This is a genomic window from Arthrobacter sp. 131MFCol6.1 (assembly GCF_000374925.1).
GTDB lineage: Bacteria > Actinomycetota > Actinomycetes > Actinomycetales > Micrococcaceae > Arthrobacter.
This window is the reverse complement of the sequence record NZ_KB895541.1, coordinates 1,411,477-1,431,261: the sequence shown is the minus strand read 5'-3', so window position 1 is coordinate 1,431,261 and position 19,785 is coordinate 1,411,477. Positions and strand designations below refer to the sequence as shown.

General features: G+C 64.9%; 13 protein-coding genes and 1 tRNA gene. 5 read left to right on the top strand and 9 right to left on the bottom strand.

Annotated elements, in window-relative coordinates:
• From C566_RS0106645 to C566_RS0106630, 4 genes are all read left to right on the top strand, one after another.
• Window positions 1-290, top strand: a 290-nt coding sequence (locus C566_RS0106645) for a M28 family peptidase (RefSeq protein ID WP_026266454.1), incomplete at its 5' end; no start/stop codon positions are given.
• A 577-nt stretch (window positions 291-867) separates the two neighbouring features.
• On the top strand, window positions 868-2,139 hold the full coding sequence (gene ectB / locus C566_RS0106640) for a diaminobutyrate--2-oxoglutarate transaminase (protein ID WP_018773555.1): 1,272 nt from the start codon (window positions 868-870) through the stop codon (window positions 2,137-2,139).
• A 75-nt stretch (window positions 2,140-2,214) separates the two neighbouring features.
• Window positions 2,215-3,666, top strand: coding sequence for an aspartate kinase (locus C566_RS0106635; RefSeq protein ID WP_018773554.1), 1,452 nt, complete (start codon window positions 2,215-2,217; stop codon window positions 3,664-3,666).
• Window positions 3,667-3,681: 15 nt separating this feature from the next.
• A complete protein-coding gene (locus tag C566_RS0106630; RefSeq protein WP_018773553.1) occupies window positions 3,682-8,016 on the top strand; it encodes a Pls/PosA family non-ribosomal peptide synthetase in 4,335 nt (1,444 codons plus the stop codon).
• Here the strand turns inward: C566_RS0106630 and C566_RS0106625 are convergent.
• From C566_RS0106625 to bcp, 6 genes are all read right to left on the bottom strand, one after another.
• Complete coding sequence (locus tag C566_RS0106625) at window positions 8,013-11,192, bottom strand: efflux RND transporter permease subunit (RefSeq protein ID WP_018773552.1); 3,180 nt, start codon at window positions 11,190-11,192, stop codon at window positions 8,013-8,015. The genes C566_RS0106630 and C566_RS0106625 overlap by 4 nt on opposite strands.
• A gap of 118 nt (window positions 11,193-11,310) precedes the next feature.
• Window positions 11,311-12,813 (bottom strand): malate:quinone oxidoreductase, encoded by a 1,503-nt coding sequence (locus C566_RS0106620; RefSeq protein ID WP_018773551.1) that lies wholly within the window; start codon window positions 12,811-12,813, stop codon window positions 11,311-11,313.
• A 78-nt stretch (window positions 12,814-12,891) separates the two neighbouring features.
• Window positions 12,892-14,547, bottom strand: a complete 1,656-nt coding sequence (locus C566_RS0106615; RefSeq protein WP_018773550.1) for an ABC transporter substrate-binding protein — start codon at window positions 14,545-14,547, stop codon at window positions 12,892-12,894.
• Window positions 14,548-14,789: 242 nt separating this feature from the next.
• On the bottom strand, window positions 14,790-15,467 hold the full coding sequence (locus tag C566_RS0106610; protein ID WP_018773549.1) for a fasciclin domain-containing protein: 678 nt from the start codon (window positions 15,465-15,467) through the stop codon (window positions 14,790-14,792).
• A 237-nt stretch (window positions 15,468-15,704) separates the two neighbouring features.
• A tRNA-Leu gene (locus C566_RS0106605) sits at window positions 15,705-15,786 on the bottom strand.
• A 120-nt stretch (window positions 15,787-15,906) separates the two neighbouring features.
• Window positions 15,907-16,380, bottom strand: coding sequence for a thioredoxin-dependent thiol peroxidase (gene bcp, locus C566_RS0106600; RefSeq protein ID WP_026266452.1), 474 nt, complete (start codon window positions 16,378-16,380; stop codon window positions 15,907-15,909).
• A gap of 110 nt (window positions 16,381-16,490) precedes the next feature.
• On the opposite strand from bcp, the gene C566_RS0106595 reads away from it, so the two are divergent.
• A complete protein-coding gene (locus C566_RS0106595; protein WP_051082230.1) occupies window positions 16,491-16,973 on the top strand; it encodes a MarR family transcriptional regulator in 483 nt (160 codons plus the stop codon).
• Between the two features lie 90 nt (window positions 16,974-17,063).
• Here C566_RS0106595 and C566_RS0106590 read toward each other — a convergent pair whose 3' ends face one another.
• The 3 genes from C566_RS0106590 to C566_RS0106580 all read right to left on the bottom strand — a co-directional run bounded on the left by C566_RS0106590 (window position 17,064) and on the right by C566_RS0106580 (window position 18,749).
• Window positions 17,064-17,453: a hypothetical protein gene (locus C566_RS0106590; protein WP_018773546.1), complete on the bottom strand. Its 390-nt coding sequence runs from the start codon at window positions 17,451-17,453 to the stop codon at window positions 17,064-17,066.
• Window positions 17,454-17,834: 381 nt separating this feature from the next.
• Window positions 17,835-18,464: a DUF2510 domain-containing protein gene (locus C566_RS0106585; protein WP_026266451.1), complete on the bottom strand. Its 630-nt coding sequence runs from the start codon at window positions 18,462-18,464 to the stop codon at window positions 17,835-17,837.
• Window positions 18,465-18,551: 87 nt separating this feature from the next.
• On the bottom strand, window positions 18,552-18,749 hold the full coding sequence (locus C566_RS0106580; RefSeq protein WP_018773545.1) for a hypothetical protein: 198 nt from the start codon (window positions 18,747-18,749) through the stop codon (window positions 18,552-18,554).
• Between the last annotated feature and the right edge of the window lie 1,036 nt (window positions 18,750-19,785).

Genomic DNA, 19,785 nt, shown 5'->3' with positions numbered 1-19,785 from the left:
ACTTCCAGGAGAACGCGCTGCCGGCCGAGACCACGCCCTTTGACGGCGGGTCCGACTACGACGCCTTCCTCTCGGCCGGCATTCCCGGCGGCGGGCTGTTCACCGGCGATGAGAAGAGGAAGACCCAGGCCCAGGCCCAGACCTATGGCGGGGAGGCCGGAAAGGACCTCGACCCCTGCTACCACGAGGCCTGCGACACCATCGCCAACACCAACCCGGAACTGCTCACCGAAATGTCCGGGGCCCTGGCCTACGGCACCCTGGCCTACGCGATGGCCAAGACAGGCTAAACACCCCGCTTCGCCGTTCAGTTCGAACGCCCGCTTGGCCGTCCCGTTCGAACGCCCGCTTCACCGTCCCGTTCGAACGCCCGCTTCGCCGCCCGCTTGGCCGTCCCATTCGAACGCCCGCTTCACCGTCCCGTTCGAACGCCCGCTTCGCCGCCCGCTTGGCCGTCCCGTTCGCCGAGGATGTCGGATGTCCACGGCGCCGGCGCCTATGTCCACCGGATGCCCGGCGGCCGGCTTTTTTCCAAGTAGCCCGCGGCTGCAAACGGTGCGGGACCCGCGCCGGATCGGGTAGTTAATCAGCCATTTGAGGGGAAAAGACAGGTACCCGCTACTCAGGTGCTGAGAGTTTGCTGAGATTACGATAAGAAACGGATAAGCATTTGGGCAGGCGCCTATGATCTGCCCAGTCCCGTCTGAACAATCGCTCGACGGGAACAAATACGGGCCCCGTGAAAGCAACGGTCAGTGCGCCACAGATGCTGCGCTGTCTCCTTTTCGCGCCCGTCATCCGGAAAGCCTGGGTCGTGTTCACGCCCGGGAAACTTCGCTAGTCGGAAGTACGGGGGGACATCGCCAGATGGATATCTTCGAAAGCTTAGAGTCCGAGGTCCGCAGCTACTGCCGCAGTTGGGACACGGTGTTTGAGCGTGCGCACGGAAGCAGCCTCTTCAGCGAAGACGGCAGGGAATATCTGGACTTCTTTTCCGGCGCCGGCGCCCTGAACTACGGGCACAACAACCCGGTGCTGCTGCAGCCCCTGTTGGACTATCTTCGCTCCGGCGCCATTGTGCATTCACTCGACATGAAAACACCCGCCAAGCGGCGCTTCCTGGAAACCTTCCGGGAGTTGATCCTCCAACCCAGAAATTTGGACTACAAAGTCATGTTCCCCGGTCCGACGGGAACAAACTCAGTGGAGGCTGCCCTGAAGCTTGCCCGGAAGGTAACCGGCCGGCAGCATGTCCTGAGCTTCACCAATGCGTTTCACGGGATGACCCTGGGATCGTTGTCAGTCACGGGCAATTCAATGAAACGTCAGGGAGCCGGCGTCCCCCTGACGAACACATCGAGCATGCCCTATGACGGGTTTTTCAACGGTCAGATGCCGGACTTCCTGTGGCTCCGGCAAGCACTGGAAGACAGGGGCTCGGGCATCGATAAGCCCGCAGCGGTGATCGTGGAAACCGTTCAGGGCGAGGGCGGGCTCCGGGCCGCCCGGGCGTCCTGGCTGCGAGGCCTTGCAGAGCTGTGCCGTCAACATGACATCCTGCTCATCGTTGATGATGTACAGGCCGGGTGCGGACGGACGGGGACCTTTTTCAGTTTTGAGGAGGCTGGGATCACTCCCGATATCGTCTGCCTGTCGAAGTCCATCTCGGGCTTTGGCCTGCCTTTGGCACTGACACTGTTCAAACCCGGGTTGGATATCTGGAAGCCGGGCGAGCACAACGGAACATTCCGGGGCCACAACCCGGCATTCGTCACCGGCGCAGCTGCCCTGGAGTACTACTGGCAGGACGGCAGCTTCCAGTCAACCGTTGCGAGGCTCATTGCGCAGCTCCACGACGGGCTGACGCAGATCGCCGCGGGCGTCGAAGGCGCCACGGTCCGTGGCCGGGGACTGCTCGCGGGGGTTTACTACCCCAACCCCCAGACTGCGGAGAGGATCGCAGCTGAATCGTTCGCCAGGGGCCTGCTCGTGGAAACGTCCGGCCCCGAAGGTGAGGTGGTCAAGGCGATGCCCGCGCTGACTATCAGCCCAGAGGATCTTCAGAAGGGACTCGATATTCTCGCTGCAGCCGCAGTGACTGTAACCGGAGAGCCGGTCGCCTTGGGATCAACCATTTGAGCATCCGAACAGGGCAAAACGGCTCACAGGGGCCAGTGCCCCTAGCAAGAATCGAAGTAGATTTCGGGGAGCAAAATGGGTACCCGCAAGGCAACAGATTTCAACGACAGTGATCTAGCGGAAACCGACCGGGCGATTCCCCCGGGAAGCGTCATTGTACAAAAGTTTGGCGGTTCGTCCCTGGCGGATGCCGCGGGTATCCTCCGGGCAGCCGAGCGGATCGCCAAAACGCGGACCAACGGCTATCGGGTCGTGGCGGTGGTGTCCGCCATGGGCGATACCACCGACGAACTCTGCGACCTCGCCGCGGAGGTTTCCGCCCGGCCCCTGCCTGTGGACCTTGACGCCCTGCTGAGCATCGGCGAACTTGTGTCCTCCGCGCTTTTGGCGATTGCCCTGGCGGATCTTGGCCAGCTGCCCCGCACATTTACCGGCAGTGCGGCCGGCCTCATTACCGACAGCATCCACGGCAAGGCACACATCACTGATGTCAGGCCGGACCGCGTCCGCAGCAGTCTGGCCCGTGGTGAGGTCCCCATCGTGGCAGGGTTCCAGGGCAGGACGCAGAAACGGAACAGGGTTACCACGCTCGGCCGCGGCGGCTCGGATCTTACCGCGGTCGCCCTGGCCGCTGCGCTCGGGGCCGATATTTGTGAAATCTACACCGACGTCGACGGGGTCTACACCGCGGACCCCCGCGTCGTCCCGACAGCGCGGAAGATCGAGGTCCTCTCGAGCGAGGAAATGCTTGAGTTCGCCGCCTCCGGCTGCAAGGTACTGCACCTGCGCTGTGTTGAGTATGCCCGCCGGTTCGGCATTCCAATCCATGTGAGGTCATCCTTTGTGCCGGAGCCAGGGACGTTGATTCTGCCTGGCCTTGACCGACATCCACTCCTCCAGTCCGCCAGGGAACAACCCGAGGTGACCGGAGTAGCAGGGGTCAACTCGGCATCGAAAATCACGGTCGTGGGAATGCCGGACCAGCCGGACACCATGGCACGCATCTTGCACGTCCTCTCAAGTTCGGGTGCGCACGTCCAGGCGATCGTCCAGAATTCGGCGGGCAAGGGCCCGAGGCGTTCCGACGTTGCCCTGATCGTGCCGGCGGCCCACGCCGGCAACGCCCTTGCGGTGCTGGATGCTGAAAAGGGAGCCATTGGATTCCAGGGATTGCAGCATGACGGCCAGGTGGGCAGGGTGTCCATCACGGGTCTGGGCATGCGGTCGTCCCCGGAAATTTTCTGCACTTTCCTCAAGGCCCTGTCCGACGCCGATGTGGAGCTCGATCTGGTTGATATTTCCGAGACGTCCGTGGGGGCTGTCACGCACGCCAGCCGGCTCGCGGATGCCGAGCGCGCTGTCCGGCGGGCCTTCGGCATGGCCCCGGCGGACGAGGCAACGGCGGCGGGTCATGAAGGCCATCTGACGCCCGCTGGGGGCCCCCCGCTTCAGACGTGGGTCGCGATTTCTGGCCAGGATATGACCCCTGTTTCCCAGGGCGACAGAACTGTGGCACGTCACTTCTAGCGAAGGAGCTAAAGGATGGGCAAGACCGCGAGGATCGGCAACGGCCTCACCAGACCTCCCGAGTTGCGGGGAATAATGTCGATGATCGGCGGCTCGGAAGGCGGAACTGTCCTGACGTCGGCCGCGCCCGACCAGGCCGCTCGCTGGCGGCGGGGCGAGCGTTTGGACCGGCTGTTTGAGGATAGTTGCGACCGCTTGCGGGAACAGGGGCGCGGCGACCAGGTTGCCGTCGATGCGGGGGACGTTGTCCTGACGTACACGGAGCTGGATGAACGGGCGAACCAGCTGGCGCGGCATCTTCTGGTGTGCGGTGCCCGGCCTGGTGACCGCATCGCCCTGCTGTTTGACCAGCCATGGCGGGCCTACGTGGCGATGCTGGCCGTTCTGAAGATCCATGCGGCCTATGTTCCCCTGGACCCGGGATTTCCCCCTGACCGTCTTCAGTACATCGTCGAGGACGCCAACGTGTCCATGGTCCTGTCTCTGTCCCATCTGAGGGATCTGCTGCCTGAGGTAGCCGCCGTCACGGTGTGCGTTGATGATGTGCAGGCCCAGATCGACGCCAAGGATCCCTCCCGCCTGGGAAGCGCGGACCATGGCGGAACGAAGGATGAGCTGGCCTACATCATCTACACCTCCGGTTCGACCGGACGCCCCAAGGGCGTGGCAGTGGAACAGGCCAGTATCTGCAATTTTGTCCGCGTGGCCTCTGACGTCTACGGGATTGAGTCCACGGACCGCGTGTACCAAGGCATGACGATCGCCTTCGATTTTTCGGTGGAGGAAATCTGGGTTGCCTGGATGGTCGGAGCCACTCTGGTGCCCAAGCCGGGCCGGTCCAGCATGCTGGGTGCCGAGCTCGCGGAGTACCTGCAGGAAAAAAAGATCACCGCCCTTTGCTGCGTTCCAACGCTGCTGGCGACGCTTGACGAAGACCTGCCCGGGTTGCGGTTCCTGCTGGTCTCCGGAGAGGCATGTCCCAAGGACCTCGTGATGCGCTGGCACCGCCCCGGCCGGCGCTTCCTGAATGTCTACGGCCCCACCGAGGCGACCGTTACCGCGACCTGGTCGGTCCTCGACCCGGACATGCCGGTGTCCCTCGGGGTGCCCTTGCCCACGTACACCGCGGTGATTGTGGATCCCGCTGAGCTTCGGGCCCTCCCGCGCGGTGAAACGGGAGAAATCGGCCTCGCGGGGGTGGGCCTGGCGCGCGGGTATGTGAACCGTGAGGACTTGACGGAACGGGCCTTTGTCCCGGATTTCCTGGGGATTGAGAACAATCCCTCCGGCCGGATTTACCGCACCGGAGATCTTGGACGGGTAAACGACGACGGGCAACTCGAATACTTCGGCCGGATCGATACCCAGGTCAAAATTCGCGGCTACCGGATCGAACTGAGCGAAATAGAATCCGTCCTCCTGCAGCTCCCGGGCATTGCGCAGGCAGTCGTCCAGACCTATGAGCCGGAACAAGGAACCGTGGAGCTGGCGGCCTACTACACCCTGCGTCAGGACGTGGAGGGCGTGGATGCCCATGACCTCCACCGGATGCTGCGCACGAGGCTTCCCGGGTACATGGTTCCTGCTTACTTTGAACAGCTGGACGCCATTCCCATGATGGCCAGTGACAAAGTGGACCGGAAGCGGTTGCCCCGTCCGGAGCACAGGATCAGCCGGGCGGGCTCGGGGTCATACACCGCCCCGACAACCGCCGCCGAAGAGGCCCTGGCCGCCCAGCTCGGCGCCGTGCTGAGCCTTGACAAGGTCTCCACCGATGCCCACTTCTTCAACGACCTCGGTGCCGACTCGTTGTTGATGGCGCGCTACTGCGCCGGCATCAGGAAAGAAACCGCCCTGCCCGCAGCGGCGATGCAGGATATCTACGAGCACCCGACGGTTCGGCAGCTCGCCGCGTGCCTCGAAGCCAGGCACAGTGAATCTATTCACATCGCGGACGTACCGGCGGCCGACGCTGCGCGCCCCGCACCGATGCCCCCGGTGAGTTCGTTCCAGTACGCCCTGTGTGGTGCAATCCAACTGCTGATTTTCCTCGGTTATACGATGTACGCCGCTTGGCTGCTGATATTTGGCTACGAATGGGTGTTGGGGGGAAGCACACCTTTGGACATGTGGCTTCGCTCCATCGGGTTCGGTGTCGCAACTTTCGTGGTCCTGTCTGTGACCCCGATCATCGCCAAATGGGTCCTCGTCGGGAGGTGGAAGCCCGGCACCATCCGAATCTGGAGCCTGGCCTATCTCCGTTTTTGGACGGTCAAGACACTTACGAGGGCAAACCCATTGGTGACGTTCGCGGGTTCGCCGCTTTATGTGCTGTATCTCCGGCTACTGGGCGCAAAGATCGGCAAGGGGGTCGTGATCTTCTCCCGGAAGGTGCCCGCGTGCCCGGACCTGCTCACCGTCGGTGACAACACCGTCATCAACAAAGACTCCTCGTTCCTGTGCTACCGGGCACATGCGGGCATCATCGAGATCGGCCCGGTGTCGTTGGGAAGCAACGTTCTCATCTCGGAGAGAACCACCCTCGACATTGGAACGTCGATGGGCAATGACACGCAGCTCGGACATGCCTCATCGCTGCAGACCTCGCAGGCGGTACCCGACTGCGAGGTCTGGCACGGTTCTCCCGCCGCACGTGCCAGCACAAACTACTTGCGGGTCCCGGCCGTCCAATGCAGCACCCGCCGGAGGGTCATCTACAGCCTGCTCCAGCTGTTCAACCGCCTCGTCCTGGTTGTTCCCGCGGGCGTCCTCGGGCTGGCCGCGCTGCTGCCGCCCTACCTGAGCACAGGACACCTTCAGTTGGGAGCCTTCACGTTCTTTGTCGACGTCGTGGTGGTGACACTGGTCCTGTTCATTGTCGGGCTGATCACCGGCCTGGTGACCGTCCTCTGCCTGCCGCGACTGCTGAACCACTTCATTAAGCCTGATGTGGTCTATCCGCTCTATGGCTGGCATTTTTCGATCCACCGGCTGATATCCCGCGTCTCGAACATCAAAACGTACAAAGACACCTTCGGCGACAGCTCCTACATCATCTACTACCTGCAGGCCCTGGGCTGGAAACTGGGCAACGTGCAGCAAACAGGTTCAAACTTCGGCCCCACACTGGGCCACGAATCGCCATTCCTGTGCTCTGTAGGAACGGGAACCATGGTCTCAGACGGCCTGAACATGATGAACGCCGATTACACGAGCTCCTCCTTCCGGCTCTCGCAGGTCCAGATCGCCGGCCACAACTTCCTCGGAAACAACATCACGTTTCCGATCGGTGCCCATGTCGGTGAGAACTGCCTCCTGGCCTCGAAAGTTATGATTCCGATTGACGGCCCGATCCGGAGGGACGTGGGGCTGCTCGGCTCACCCGCATTTGAGATTCCCCGGTCGGTCCAGCGTGACGCGCAGTTTGAGGAACTCAATACCCCGGAAGCCGTGAAACGGATCCTCCCGGCCAAGAACCGGCACAACATCCTGAGCATGGTGCTGTTCCTTTCCGTGAAATGGGTCCTCTTGCTCGCTGCCACACTGGCCGGCGCTGTAGCCGTTTCGGCGCACAGCTTCCTCGGTGTGCTGGCCATCGCCGCGGCAATGCTTGGCTTGCTGGTGTTCCGGGTGCTGTTTACCGCTTTGGTGGAGCGTTCGGTCATGGGCTTCCGCCGCCTGAAGCCGGAATACTGCTCGATCTACGACCGGTACTTCTGGCGGCATGAGCGTCTCTGGAAGCTGCTGGCCGGGGCGCCGTTCAATGGAACCCCGTTCAAGGCCCTGATGTGGAGGCTGCTGGGCGTCAAGGTGGGCAAGCGGCTCTACGACGCCGGCCTGAACATGCCGGAAAAAACCCTCGTCACGATCGGCGATCACTGTACGTTCAACGAGGGAACACACGTCCAGGGCCACTCCATGGAAGACGGCGCGTTCAAGTCCGACTACATCGTGTTCGGCAACCACTGCTCCCTCGGCGTCGATGGCTGGGTCAACTACGGGGCGACGATGCGCGAAGGTTCGTCCCTCAGCGCCGACGCCTTTCTGATGAAAGGCGAAGATGTCCCGGAAGGTGCAACGTATTCCGGGAACCCGGCCCGCGAGGTGATGAACCCCGCCGCATCCGCAACCCTCGCGGCCCTGGCATCGCGCGGGCCCCGTCACCGGGACGCAGCCGCGGCAGCTGCCGGCCGGCCTAAAATCTCCAAGGGTGCGCACGGCGCCCACGGAGCCCACGCAACCCGTGCTGCATCCGACGCAGCCCGCGGGACCCGTGCTGCAGCCAACGCAGCCCACGGGACGCACCGGGCATCGCGGAAAAAGGCAGGGACGCCAGGTTCTGGTTCCTAGTGCGAACCGGTTGGCAGGGGAGCGTCTTCGGGGAAGTCGTCGGGGAAGTCTTCGGCCACGGCCGGCCCGGAATGGCGTCCGCGGCGCAGCGGCTTCTGTAGCGCCCTGCGCTCGCGCCGGCCTTCCACGAGCCGGTACAGCACCGGGACCAGGATGAGTGTGAGGGCCGTGGAGGAGATCAGGCCGCCGATCACTACGATCGCCAGGGGCTGGGAGATGAAGCCGCCGCCGCCAGTCAGTCCCAGCGCCATTGGTGTCAGGGCGAACACCGTGGCGAGCGCCGTCATGAGGATGGGGCGGAGGCGCTGGCGGGCGCCGTGCGTGATGGCGTCCGCCACGTTCATCCCGGGTTCGCCGTTGCGCGGCTGGCGGTACTGGTTGATGAGGTCGATCAGCACGATCGCGTTGGTGACCACGATGCCCACGAGCATCAACATGCCGATCAGGGACGGCAGGCCCAACGGCACGCCGGTCACCACGAGCAGGGCGATTGCGCCTGTCGCGGCGAACGGGACGGAGACCAGCAGAATCAGCGGCTGCACGAGCGACTTGAACGCAGCCACCATGATCACGTAGACGATCGCGATGGCTGCCAGCAGCGCGAGTCCGAGCTGGCGGAACGAATCGGCCTGCTGCGTCGTGGCGCCGCCGATCGTGGCGGTCACCCCGGGCGGCAGCTGGACTGACTTGAGCCGGTTCTGCACCTCGGTGCTGACCGCGCCGAGGTTGGAGCCCGACGGCGTCACCGAGACCCGCGCGGTGCGCTGGCCGTTGCTGGCGGTGATGGAGACGGGGACGTCCACCTGCTCCACCGAGGCGATGCTGCCGAGCGGGACGGCGCCGGCCGCCGTCGGGAGCGGGATGTCCCGGACGGCCTCGATGCTCGTGAAGCGGGTGCCCTCGCCAATCCGGACCGGGAAGTCGTTGGTGTCGATGCGGATCGTGCCGGCGGGAATTGGGCTGATCGTGGCGGCCAGAACCCCGGCCACGCGCTCCTCGTTCAGGCCGGCCGCGACGGCCTTGGCGCGGTCCACCTTGACCTGGACCACCGGCTGGCTGGCGGCCAGGTTGGTGGCCACCTCGCTGCTGCCCGGGACACCGTCCATGGCCTTGACCATCGCGTCACTGGCGGTCTGGAGATCGGCGGTGCTGGCGGCCTTGAGGGTGATGTCCACGGTTGACGAAGTGCCGAAGCCGCCCTGCTGGGAACCGACCGTGATCTTTCCGGCGTCGCCGAGCTTGGAGAGTTCCCTGCGGACGGTCTCCTGGAGCTTGCCCTGGTTGGCTTTCTCGTCCGTCACCACGGTGAACGTCGAATTCGACGCGCCGGAGGAGAGCAGGGCCGAGAAGCCGGTCTGGGCGTTGCCGGTGGTGGCTTGGACGTCCTTGATTCCGTCGATGCCCCGCAGCGTGTCCTCGACGCGGATCGCCGAGGCACTGGCTTCGTCGAGGCTGGTCCCTGCAGGCAGGGCCTGCTTGACGGTCATGCTGTTCTCGCCGGAGCGGCCTAGGAGGTCGGTGGCGAGCAGCGGGGACATCGCCACGGTGCCGGCAAGCACGAGGGCCGCGGCGACCAGGGTGAGGACTGGGTGCCGCTGCGTGCCGGACAGGACAGGCAGGTAGCCGCGCTGCAGGAGCGTGCTCTGCTCGGCCTCGTGCGCCTTGGTGGCAATGCCAGCGGCAGAAGCCGGCGAGCCAGTGACGGCGGGTGCGCGCAGGAACCAGTAGGCAAGGACCGGCACGATGGTCAGCGAGACCAGCAGCGAGGAGAGCAGGGCGATGGTCACTGTCAGAGCGAACGGCCGGAACAGCGCGCCGGCCAGGTCGCCGACGAAGGCGATGGGCAGGAAGACGGCCACGGTGGTCAGGGTGGACGCCGTGATGGCGCCGGCGACTTCGCGGATGGCGGTCCCGATCGCGGTGATCTTGTCCTCGCCGTAGCTCAGGTGCCGTTTGATGTTTTCGATGACCACGATCGAGTCGTCCACGACGCGTCCGATTGCGATGGTGAGCGCGCCAAGAGTGAGGATGTTGAGCGAGTAGCCGGTGGCCGAGAGCCCGATGAACGTGATCAGCAGGGACAGCGGGATGGACACGGCCGTCACCAGGGTCGCGCGTACGGACATCAGAAACACCAGGATCACCAGGACGGCGAAGCCCAGTCCCAGCAGGCCCTCGGTGGTGAGGTCCTTGATGGACTTCTCGATGAACGGCGCCTGGTCGAAGACCGGGGTGAATTTGGCATTGGAGCCAAGCTCGGCCTCAAGCTGCGGGATGGCGTCCTTGACCGCGTGGGAGATCGCGACTGTGTCGCCCTCGGGCTTCTTGGTCACGGACAGGGCGAGGGTTTCCTTGCCGTTCGTCCGCGTGATTGACGTGCGGGCGTCCTCGACCAGGCTGACATCCGCCACGCTGCCGATCGTCGCCGCATCGCGGGCCGCGCCCAGGGGGAGGGCCTTGATCGCGTCGAGGGAGTCCACCGGGCTGCCGATCTGCAGCGAGAGGGTCTTGCCCTGTTCCTCGATGGTGCCGGCCGGAACCAATGCGCCGTTGTTCTTCAACGCGTCGCTTATGGACTGGAGGCTCGCGCCCGATGCCGCCAGGTCTCGAGGCCGCGGCAGGATCTGGATGTGCTGCGTGGCGCCGCCGGTCACGTCGGCGCCGCGCACGCCGTCGAGCTTCTGCAGCGCAGGGACGCTGAGCCGGGCGAGATCGGCGTTGAGTTCACTGAGCGGCTTGTCCGAGGAGACGGCCAGGAAGACGATCGGGAAGTCGCTGATGCTCCCGGCGATCGCCTGCGGCTGGACGTCCTTCGGCAGGGCCTGCTTGGCGTTGGAGATGGCGCGGTCGATCTGGTTCCGGGCCCGGTCCAGGTTGGAGCCGTAGGTGAACGCCAGGGAGATCTGCGAAACCCCGTTCCGGGACGTTGACGACGTCGACTCCAGCCCCTCGACGCTGTTCAGCGCCTTTTCCAACGGGGCACTGATCTGCTTGTCCACGACTTCCGGCGACGCGCCGGGCATCGAGGAGATCACGGTGATCTGCGGGAACTCGATGGAGGGGATGAGCTCCTGCTTCAGCGAGGACATCGTGATCACGCCGAAAACGCAAGCGAACACCGTGATCAGCGCGATCAGGGCCCGGTTGGCGAGAGACAGCTTTGCGAGCCGGAACATCTCATGGTCTCCTGGTGGGTCGGGGCGTCCTGCACTACGGGACATCAAAAAACGGGGACGTCACGGGTTGCAGCGGTCCCAAACCAGCAGTGTAAACCAGCCGCGGCCGGGCCCCGGCTTAGTTGCTGGCGGTGACCTGTTCGAGTTGCAGCGTCTTGGCCGTCTCGGCCTCCAGCTTGGCGGCGAGCTCAGGGTTGTCGTTGAGCTTGACACCGTAGCCGGGCATCATGTCCTTGAGCTTGGACTGCCAGCCCTTGAAGTTCTTCGGGAAGGACTTCTGGAGCAGTTCGATCATGATCGGCACAGCGGTGGACGCGCCGGGGGATGCGCCGAGCAGGGCGCCGATGGTGCCGTCGCGTCCGGCGATGACCTCGGTGCCGAACTGCAGCACGCCGCCCTTCTTCGGGTCCTTCTTGATGATCTGGACCCGCTGGCCGGCGGTGATGAGCTCCCAGTCGCCGTCCTTGGCCTCGGGGTAGTACTCCCGCAGGGCCTCGACTTTGTCGCCGTGGCGCTTGGCGACTTCCTTGATCAGGTAGGCGGTGAGGTCCATGTTGTCCTTGGCCACGGCCAGCATCGGGATGATGTTGGAGGGGCGGATGGACAGGGGCAGGTCCAGGTAGGAGCCGCTCTTGAGGAAGTTCGTGGAGAAGCCGGCGTACGGGCCGAACAGCAGGGACCGCTTGCCCTTGACGTAGCGGGTATCCAGGTGCGGCACGGACATGGGCGGGGCGCCGACAGACGCCTGGCCGTAGACCTTCGCGCTGTGCTGGGCAGCGATGGTCTCGTCGGTGCAGCGGAAGAACTGGCCGGAGACCGGGAAACCGCCAAACCCCTTGCCTTCCGGGATGCCGGAGGCCTGCAGCAGGTGCAGTGCCCCGCCGCCGGCGCCGACAAACACGAACTTGGCGTGGATGGAGCCGTGCTCGCCGCTCTTGGCGTGCTTCAGCGACAGGTCCCAGCCGCCGCCGGACGCGCGCTTGATGTCGCTGACGTTGTGGCCGTAGTTGATCTCCACGCCGTTGTTGCCCAGGTATGTGGTCAGCTCGCGGGTCAGGGCGCCAAAGTCGACGTCGGTGCCCTCGACGGCGCGGGTTGCCGCGACGCGCTGCTTGGGGTCGCGGCCCTTGACGATCAGCGGGGCCCACTTGGCGATCTGCGCGTGGTCCTCGGAATACTCCATCGAACGGAACAGCGGGTTCGGCTTGAGTGCCTCGTAGCGGGTGCGGAGGAACTTGGTGTGGTCCTCGCCGATCACGAAGCTCATGTGCGGAACGGTGTTGATGAAGCCCTTGGGGGAGCCGATCAGCGAGTTCGAGACGAGGTGGGACCAGAACTGGCGGGACAGCTGGAACTGCTCGTTGATGTTCAGGGCCTTGCCGGGGTCCACCGAGCCGTCTTTGGCTGCGGGGGAGTAATTAAGCTCACACAGGGCGGCATGTCCGGTGCCGGCGTTGTTCCACGGGTCGGAGCTTTCCAGTCCCGGCTCGTCCAGCCGCTCAAAGAGCGAGATGGTCCAGTTCGGCTCAAGCTGCTTGATGAAGGCGCCGAGCGTGGCGCTCATGATGCCGCCGCCAATCAGTACGACGTCGGCGTGTTGGGTCTTGGAAATGAAAGTCACAATCAGTCTCCGATAGCAGCGGCTCTGGCTGTCACAGAATATCCCGCACCGCCCACTAACTGAAATTGGCCCCGGGCGTCAAGGCCTTAGCTCGACCTTTGTGAAAACTTCGTTCAGCACCGGCGACGCCGGGTACTTCAGCACCCGGTCCGAGAGCGCCAGGGCCGAGATCGGGAAGGCAATGGGAACCGCGGGCACCGTGGCCGCGATCTGTCCGTTGATGGTCTGGTACTCCTCGGTGCGGTCCTTGCCGTCCGGCAGGCCCCGGGCCCGGGCGATCTTGGAGAAGACCTGGGGATCCTGGTAACCGAATTCGCCGGTGTTCTCGCCGAAGAGCGGGCCCACGAAATTGTCGGGGTCCGAATACGAGCCGTTCCAGCCCAGCAGGTGCAGGGCGTGGTCGCCCGGGGAGGTGACCTTCTGCAGGTAGCCGTCAGCCCAGTCCACCGGTACGGGCTTGACGTTGAGCCCGACGGCGGTCAGTTGCCGGCTGATTTCGGCGTACACCTTTTCCGGCGTCGGCAGGTAGGGCCGCGTGACGTTGAGCGGATAGTAGAACTTCAGCTCCTCGCCCTTGTAGCCGGCCTCGGCCAGGAGTTCCTTGGCCTTGCCTGGGTTGTAGCCGAGCGCCGCGGCATTGTTGTTGAAGCCGCTGAGCTTGGGCGGAACGAACTGGGACGCCTGGGCCGTGTTGTCGATGAAGAACCGGCGGATCAGCGTGTCCTTGTCCAGCGCCATTTCAATCGCCTGGCGCACCTTGAGGTTCTGCAGGATGGGGACTTGCTGGTTCATGCCCAGGTACATCACGGAGAACGGGTCCCGTTGGATGATCTGCTTTCCGCTCTTGACCAGTTGGTCGAAGTTTCCTACGGTGACGGCGTCGTAGGCGTCGATCTTGCCGTCCAGGAGCGCCTGCATCCGGGTCTGCGGGTGATCGTAGGTCACGAATTTGATGGTCCCGATCTGTCCCTTGTCCCCCCAGTAGTCCTTGTTGCTGGCCAGGGAGACGCTGCCCGAGTCCCACGAGTCGAAAACGTACGGCCCGGTGCCTACCGGGTGGAGGCCGTAGGCGGACACCGGCTGCCCGCCCCGGCTCTGGTTCAGGATGTCGGCGTTCTCCGCGGCGAGGGCCTTGGGCGAAGAGATCGCGAAGGCCGGGAGGGTGAGGGCCTGGAGAAAACCCGTGAAGGGCTGGGTGAGGCCGATCCGCACATTGTCCGGCGCAACGGCGGTGCAGTTCTTGTATATGGACAGCGGCGCCTGGTCCGCATGGGCCTTGAAGACGCCCTTGAAAGTGGTGCCGGTGGCTTGTTCGCGGAGGGCCGGTGAGAAGTGGAACCAGCGGTTGAAGTTGGTGCAGACCGCGGCGGCATCGAACGGCGTCCCGTCCTGGAATTTAACGTTGCCGCGCAGCTTGAACTCGTAGGTCCGGCCTTCATCGCTCTGGGACCATTCGGTGGCCAGCAGTGGCGTGGGCTGGCCGGTGGTCTGGTCTACGCCGACGAGGCCTTCCAGTACCTGCCGGGTGACGCGGTAGGACTCGACGTCGGAGACCAGGGCAGGATCGAGCCCGAGCGGCTCCGAGCCGGTGCCGAAGGTGAAAACCGCGGCAGGGGCCGCGCTGGCGGTGGCAGAGGCGGTGGGGGAACTGGGTGCCGGGCCGAGGCTGCCCGTGCAGGACGCGAGCGGCAGGACAAGGAGGGCGGCCCCGATGCTGGCGGCAATCCGCCGCACTGTCCTGCTGGGCACTGTACTGCTGGGCACTCGAGAATCACCTCTGGGAACTGGATGGTCCGCCGGCTGCGGACCAGCCCCAGTCTAGTTGACGGCCGGGTCCGCCAGCTCTTGTGGCACACCGCCGCACGGCGCACGGCAGCGCAAAAAAGCGGAGGCCCGCACCAGGTGGTGCGGGCCTCCGCTTCTCCTAGTGGTCCAGGGAGTCAGGCTGGAGCCGGGCAGGAGTGCAAAAGGGCTGCCTACTTGGGCATCAGGACAGAGTCGACCATGTAGACAGTGGCGTTGGCGGTCTGGACGCCGCCGCAGACGACGTTGGCGCTGTCAACCTTGAGGGCATCCTTGGTGCCGGTGACCGTCACCGAACCGCCCTGAACGGTCTTGTGGGTGCCGACGATCTGGTCCGGGGTGATCTTGCCGGGGACCACGTGGTAGGTCAGGATCTTGCTCAACGTGGCGTCGTCCGTCTTCAGGGCCTCGATCGTGGCCGGATCGATCTTCTTGAAGGCGTCATCGGTCGGGGCGAAGACGGTGAATTCGCTGCCGTTGAGCGTGTCCACCAGGTTGACCTTGGGGTTGAGCTTGCCGGAAACGGCGGCGGTCAGGGTGGTGAGGATCGGGTTGTTGGACGCCGCGGTGGCTACCGGGTCAAGCGCCATGCCGGAGACGGAACCGGCACCGCTGGGAACCTGGGCGGCGTACGCGGCGCAGCCGGAGCCGACGAGGTTGGCGGCCGGATCCATGGCTGCGGCGGAGGCACTCGTGGAGGGCGACGCCATGCTGGATTCCGCCGGTGCGGAGGACGGTGCCGGGGAGGCGGGGGCCGATGAGGCGCTGGATCCGCCACAGGCAGTGAGGCTGAGCATGGCGGCAGCTGCGATACCTGCAACGGCGAACGTGGTGCGCTTGATGTTCTGCATTTCGGTTTCTCCTTTGTTGTGCCGATGTTTGCCGGCGGCGAATATTTGCCGCTGCGGCCCTTTCCCGACTGTTGGGCACCGACCCTTGGTTGGTGTCTCAATGGGTATTCGGCTGCTCGGAGGAAACGGATGGGTGCGGATGTGAAATTCTTTTTGGCGGCTTCAAAACTCCGGGAAAAACCCGGAACAGCGCCGGAAACGACAAGAACCCCGGTCCGAAGACCGGGGTTCTCTCTGTGCGCAAGGGGGGACTTGAACCCCCACGCCCGAAGGCACAGGAACCTAAATCCTGCGTGTCTGCCAATTTCACCACTCGCGCGCGGCGCCGTCGTCGTCCCGGGAAAGAACCCCGGCGGCGGACGCCAGGCTCTATTGTACCTATTGCCGGTTTGCTGGTTGCAACGGCTGCCCGCGGGCGGACGGAGCAGAGGCCCGGGGATTAGGCGTCGAGTTTCAGGTCCCGGCGAAGTTTGGCGACGTGCCCGGTGGCCCGGACGTTGTACTGCGCGACGGCAACCTGGCCGTCGGCGTCGACGACGATCGTGGAGCGAATCAGGCCTTGGTAGGTCTTGCCGTAGTTTTTCTTTTCGCCCCAGGCCGCGTAGGCCTCGGCGACGGAGTGGTCCTCGTCGGAGAGCAACGGGAAGCTCAGCCCTTCGGCGGCCGCGAACGCCGCAAGCTTCCCGACGGGGTCGGGCGAGATGCCCACCACCTCATAACCAGCGGCCTGTAGTGCGCCGAGGGAATCCCGGAAATCGCAGGCCTGCTTGGTGCATCCGGGCGTGGCGGCCGCCGGGTAGAAATAGATCACGGTCTTCCGGCCCCGGAAATCGCGCAGGCTGACGTCCTGTCCTTCGGCATTCTTGAGGGTGAAATCCGGTGCTGTGGCACCGGCGGTGAGTCGCTCAGGCACGGGTGTCTCCTTGGTGAGGTTCGTCATGAAATGGGGGTGGTAATCCAGCGTAGTGACGCGATCGGCGCCGGACGAATCCGCTGCTCGCTATACTCTTGGGTATGCCTGATATGGATCGCTGGCCCACGGGCCGCCTATTGTCCACGGCAGCACGTCTTGTAGAACACTCCTGGAACGAAAAATTGGGGGCCATTGGCCTGACCCATGCCGGGGTGATCGCCATGGAGGTGCTCTCGGCGAATGGGCCGATGACGCAAGCCCAATTGGCCCAACTCGTCCGGGTCCAGGCCCAGACGATGGGCAAGACACTGAGCCGGCTGGAAGCGCACGGCCACATTTCGCGGCACCGCAGCACCTCCGACCGGCGCAGCCACGTGGTGTCGCTGACTGACCAGGGGCGCCAGGCGGTTGCCGCGGCCGCCGACATGGAACGTTCCGTGCTCGCCGCCACGCCCATTGACCCCGACCTGCTGCGCCAGGAGCTCCAGGCCGTGGTCAGGGTGCTGGCAACCAGGTCCTCCTCGCCGGAGGCCAAGGCCATCGTCACGGGCGCCGAGCCGGGCGCCGCTGCCGGGGCCACCCCGGTGAATTAGCAACCCCGCTGTGGGGAAACGGGGAACGTGACGGCAGGGTTTCCCGCCGTCCCAATAGATCCCGTTCTCGAGGCCTTCAGTGGTGACCGGTCACCAAGGGTTCCTGTGGTGGTTGTGTTTCTTGTTATCGTGCCGGTTTCCGTTATGGTCCCAGAACCCGTCCTTGTCATGCCGGCAGCCGTCCCGGCCCGTCCACGAGCCGCGGTGGTCGTTGTCGTCACGCCAATTGCCATGGTCGTCGCGCCAACCCCATCCGTCGGCGTTGTCATGCCACCGGTTCTCTCCGTCCCACCAGCCATTGCGTGTGTCGTGCCGGTTGTTGTCCCGCATGTGGTGCCGGTTCTCAAATGAGGACTGGCTCCAGGAGCTGGCGGAGGTGGTGGAAATGGTAGCGGCGGCGCTGGCAGGCAGGGCGCCGGCGCCAAGGCCCAGTGCGGCGGTCACCGCGGTTGTTCCGATGATGCGAATAGCCTTGTTCATGAAACTTGGTCCTTACGGAGATCGATTTCCCTGGCACCGGGGCGGGCCGTGCAGGCATGCTGCCGGGGCCCATGATTCCGTGTCTGCCGACGCGATCCTCAGTGAGGGCACCGGGAGATCTGAGTGTCATCTTTGGTGGTCGCGTCGGGCTCTATGGCCGGCGGTTTGTTGTCGGTCCGGGTCTGCAAGACCTGTCCTTCCAGGACAGTTGCCTGGAGCACCTTTCCAGTCAACGCCCCTGCATTGACTCCCAAAATGCACTAAAGACCCTGTTTCTGCCGCAATCGGACGGATCGTTTCAGGAGCCAGGATGCTGGCGATCGGATCAGCCCCGGCACGTTGGCTGCTTGCCTGGATTGACGCTGCCTGCACCGACGCTGCTTACACCGTTACTGCCTGGTTCGCCAGGGTGGCCACGATGGCGGACAGTTTGAGGCCGGTGAGCACCGCCGTGAGCAAGACGACGCTGATCGTGACCCACACCGGGGCGAGCCCGCGCCGCGGGGCGACCTCGTGGACGATCACGGAGCGCCCAATCACGTAGACCTCCCTGCTGAGGAACACCCACGCCCAGTGGAACGGCCGGACAACGCCGTCCTTGCGCAGCCGGTCCCAGTCCAGGTACGCCAGGAGGGCGGACACGCCGTAGGCCACGAAACTGATGGCTATGAAGAGGAAGTAAGGCGCCGTGAAAATCGACGCCGGATCAACTGTCTGGGTCTGCCGCGGGCCCACGGTGCGCAGCCGGAGCACAGGGTTCCAGAACATCAGCAGGATGAGCGGCACGAGCGGCAGGGCCACAATTGTCCAGATGTACGCGTTGTAGACCGGTGTCCGGTCACTGATGCGCCTGCGCGGTGCCACCGGGTGCCGGGGCGCCGGCGCCTGGAACTGGGGTGCGCTGAACTGGCCGGTCCAGGCCGAACCGTTCCACCACTGAAGCCGGCCCGAGCCTGCCGGGTCCGGATACCAGCCAGGGCCAGGGGCGGAGGCGTTGGGCGGGACGGTCATGGCTGTTCATCCTTTGCGGGGCGTGGCGCGTTCGCTTGTTCTGTTCTGGGACAAAGCGTACAGGGGTGGCTGCAAGGGGGAGCGGCGTCAGCGGCGGTGACCCGTGTTGTCGAGGCCGACGAAATGCGAGAGGCCAACGGTCCTCCCGTGCTTGAAATCCCTGAGGGCCCGTTCCGATTCCGGGTCCGAGCCGGTGCGCATGCGACAGGACTTTTGCCGCAGGTCGCGGATGATGGTCGCGATCACGATGAGAACGGCCGCAATGCCCAGGATGAGCAACTCCATGATTCCCCCATTGGTCGCAGTGGTGCATTGGATGGAGTCTAACCGCGGCCCGTGCCGGCGGGAAGGCCAGCCGACGGCGCAGACCCGTCCGCTGGACCCCGGGGCCAGCCTGCCGCCCGGGCACAAAGGGCAGTCCGGAAGTATCGACGCGCCAGCGGATCGGGAGGACGATTAATAGGCAATCACCATGAAGGAGGTCAGTGATGTGCTATTCGTATAACAGGGATTCCTGGCGGGATACCAGGAAGGATGCCGCAAAGGAATCTGAGGATCGCCCGGAGACCCGGGCGGAGGCGCCGGAATTCAGGTTCTGGGCCTTCCCCCGCCGCAGCAAGGAGTTCACGGTCGAAGAGCCGGAGAAGGTACGCGACCGGTCCCGCGAGAAGGTCTGATAAATCGATGTGCATGAGGCGGCCGCTGAACCACACAGTTCACTGTGACGGTTCGGCGGCCGTTTCATGGCCGGGCGGGCCGGCGGAGGCCAATGGCCGCGGAGAGGCCTATGAGCAGGCCGCTGAGCGCCAGCAGTAATCCTCCGGCGAGACCGCCTTGCCCGTCGGGTCCGGGACCAACCCGGCCCCGGCCGGCCGCCGCTCCGGAAGGATTCGCCGTTGAGGGCTCTGAAGGCTCTGAGCCTTGGCCCGCATCCGGTGACTGGGGCGCGGGCGTGCCCGCCGTAGCTGGGGCCGGAACAGCACCCGTGGCCGGCGCGGCAGCGGCTCCGTGGCTTTCGGAGGGGGCGGTGCCCGGCGTCGGCGGAGCCGCGACCTGCCCGGGAACCTGGCCTTGAGACGGCGGCTGTGACGGCGGTTGGGACGGTGCGGGTTCCGACGGCGGCGCTGCATTGCCCGGGGCAGTCGCGCTGGGCGTCGGGGAAGCGGACGGAGGGCCAGGCGTCGGCGAGGCGGGGCAGATCTTCACGGGAAGAAGGCCAGCCGGCTTACAGGGCCCGGCCGCCGCGGGCAACGCAAGGGCTAACGGCGAGGCCGCGAGCAGCAGGGCCACGGCGGATGCGTACGAGGCCTTCCGGATGGAG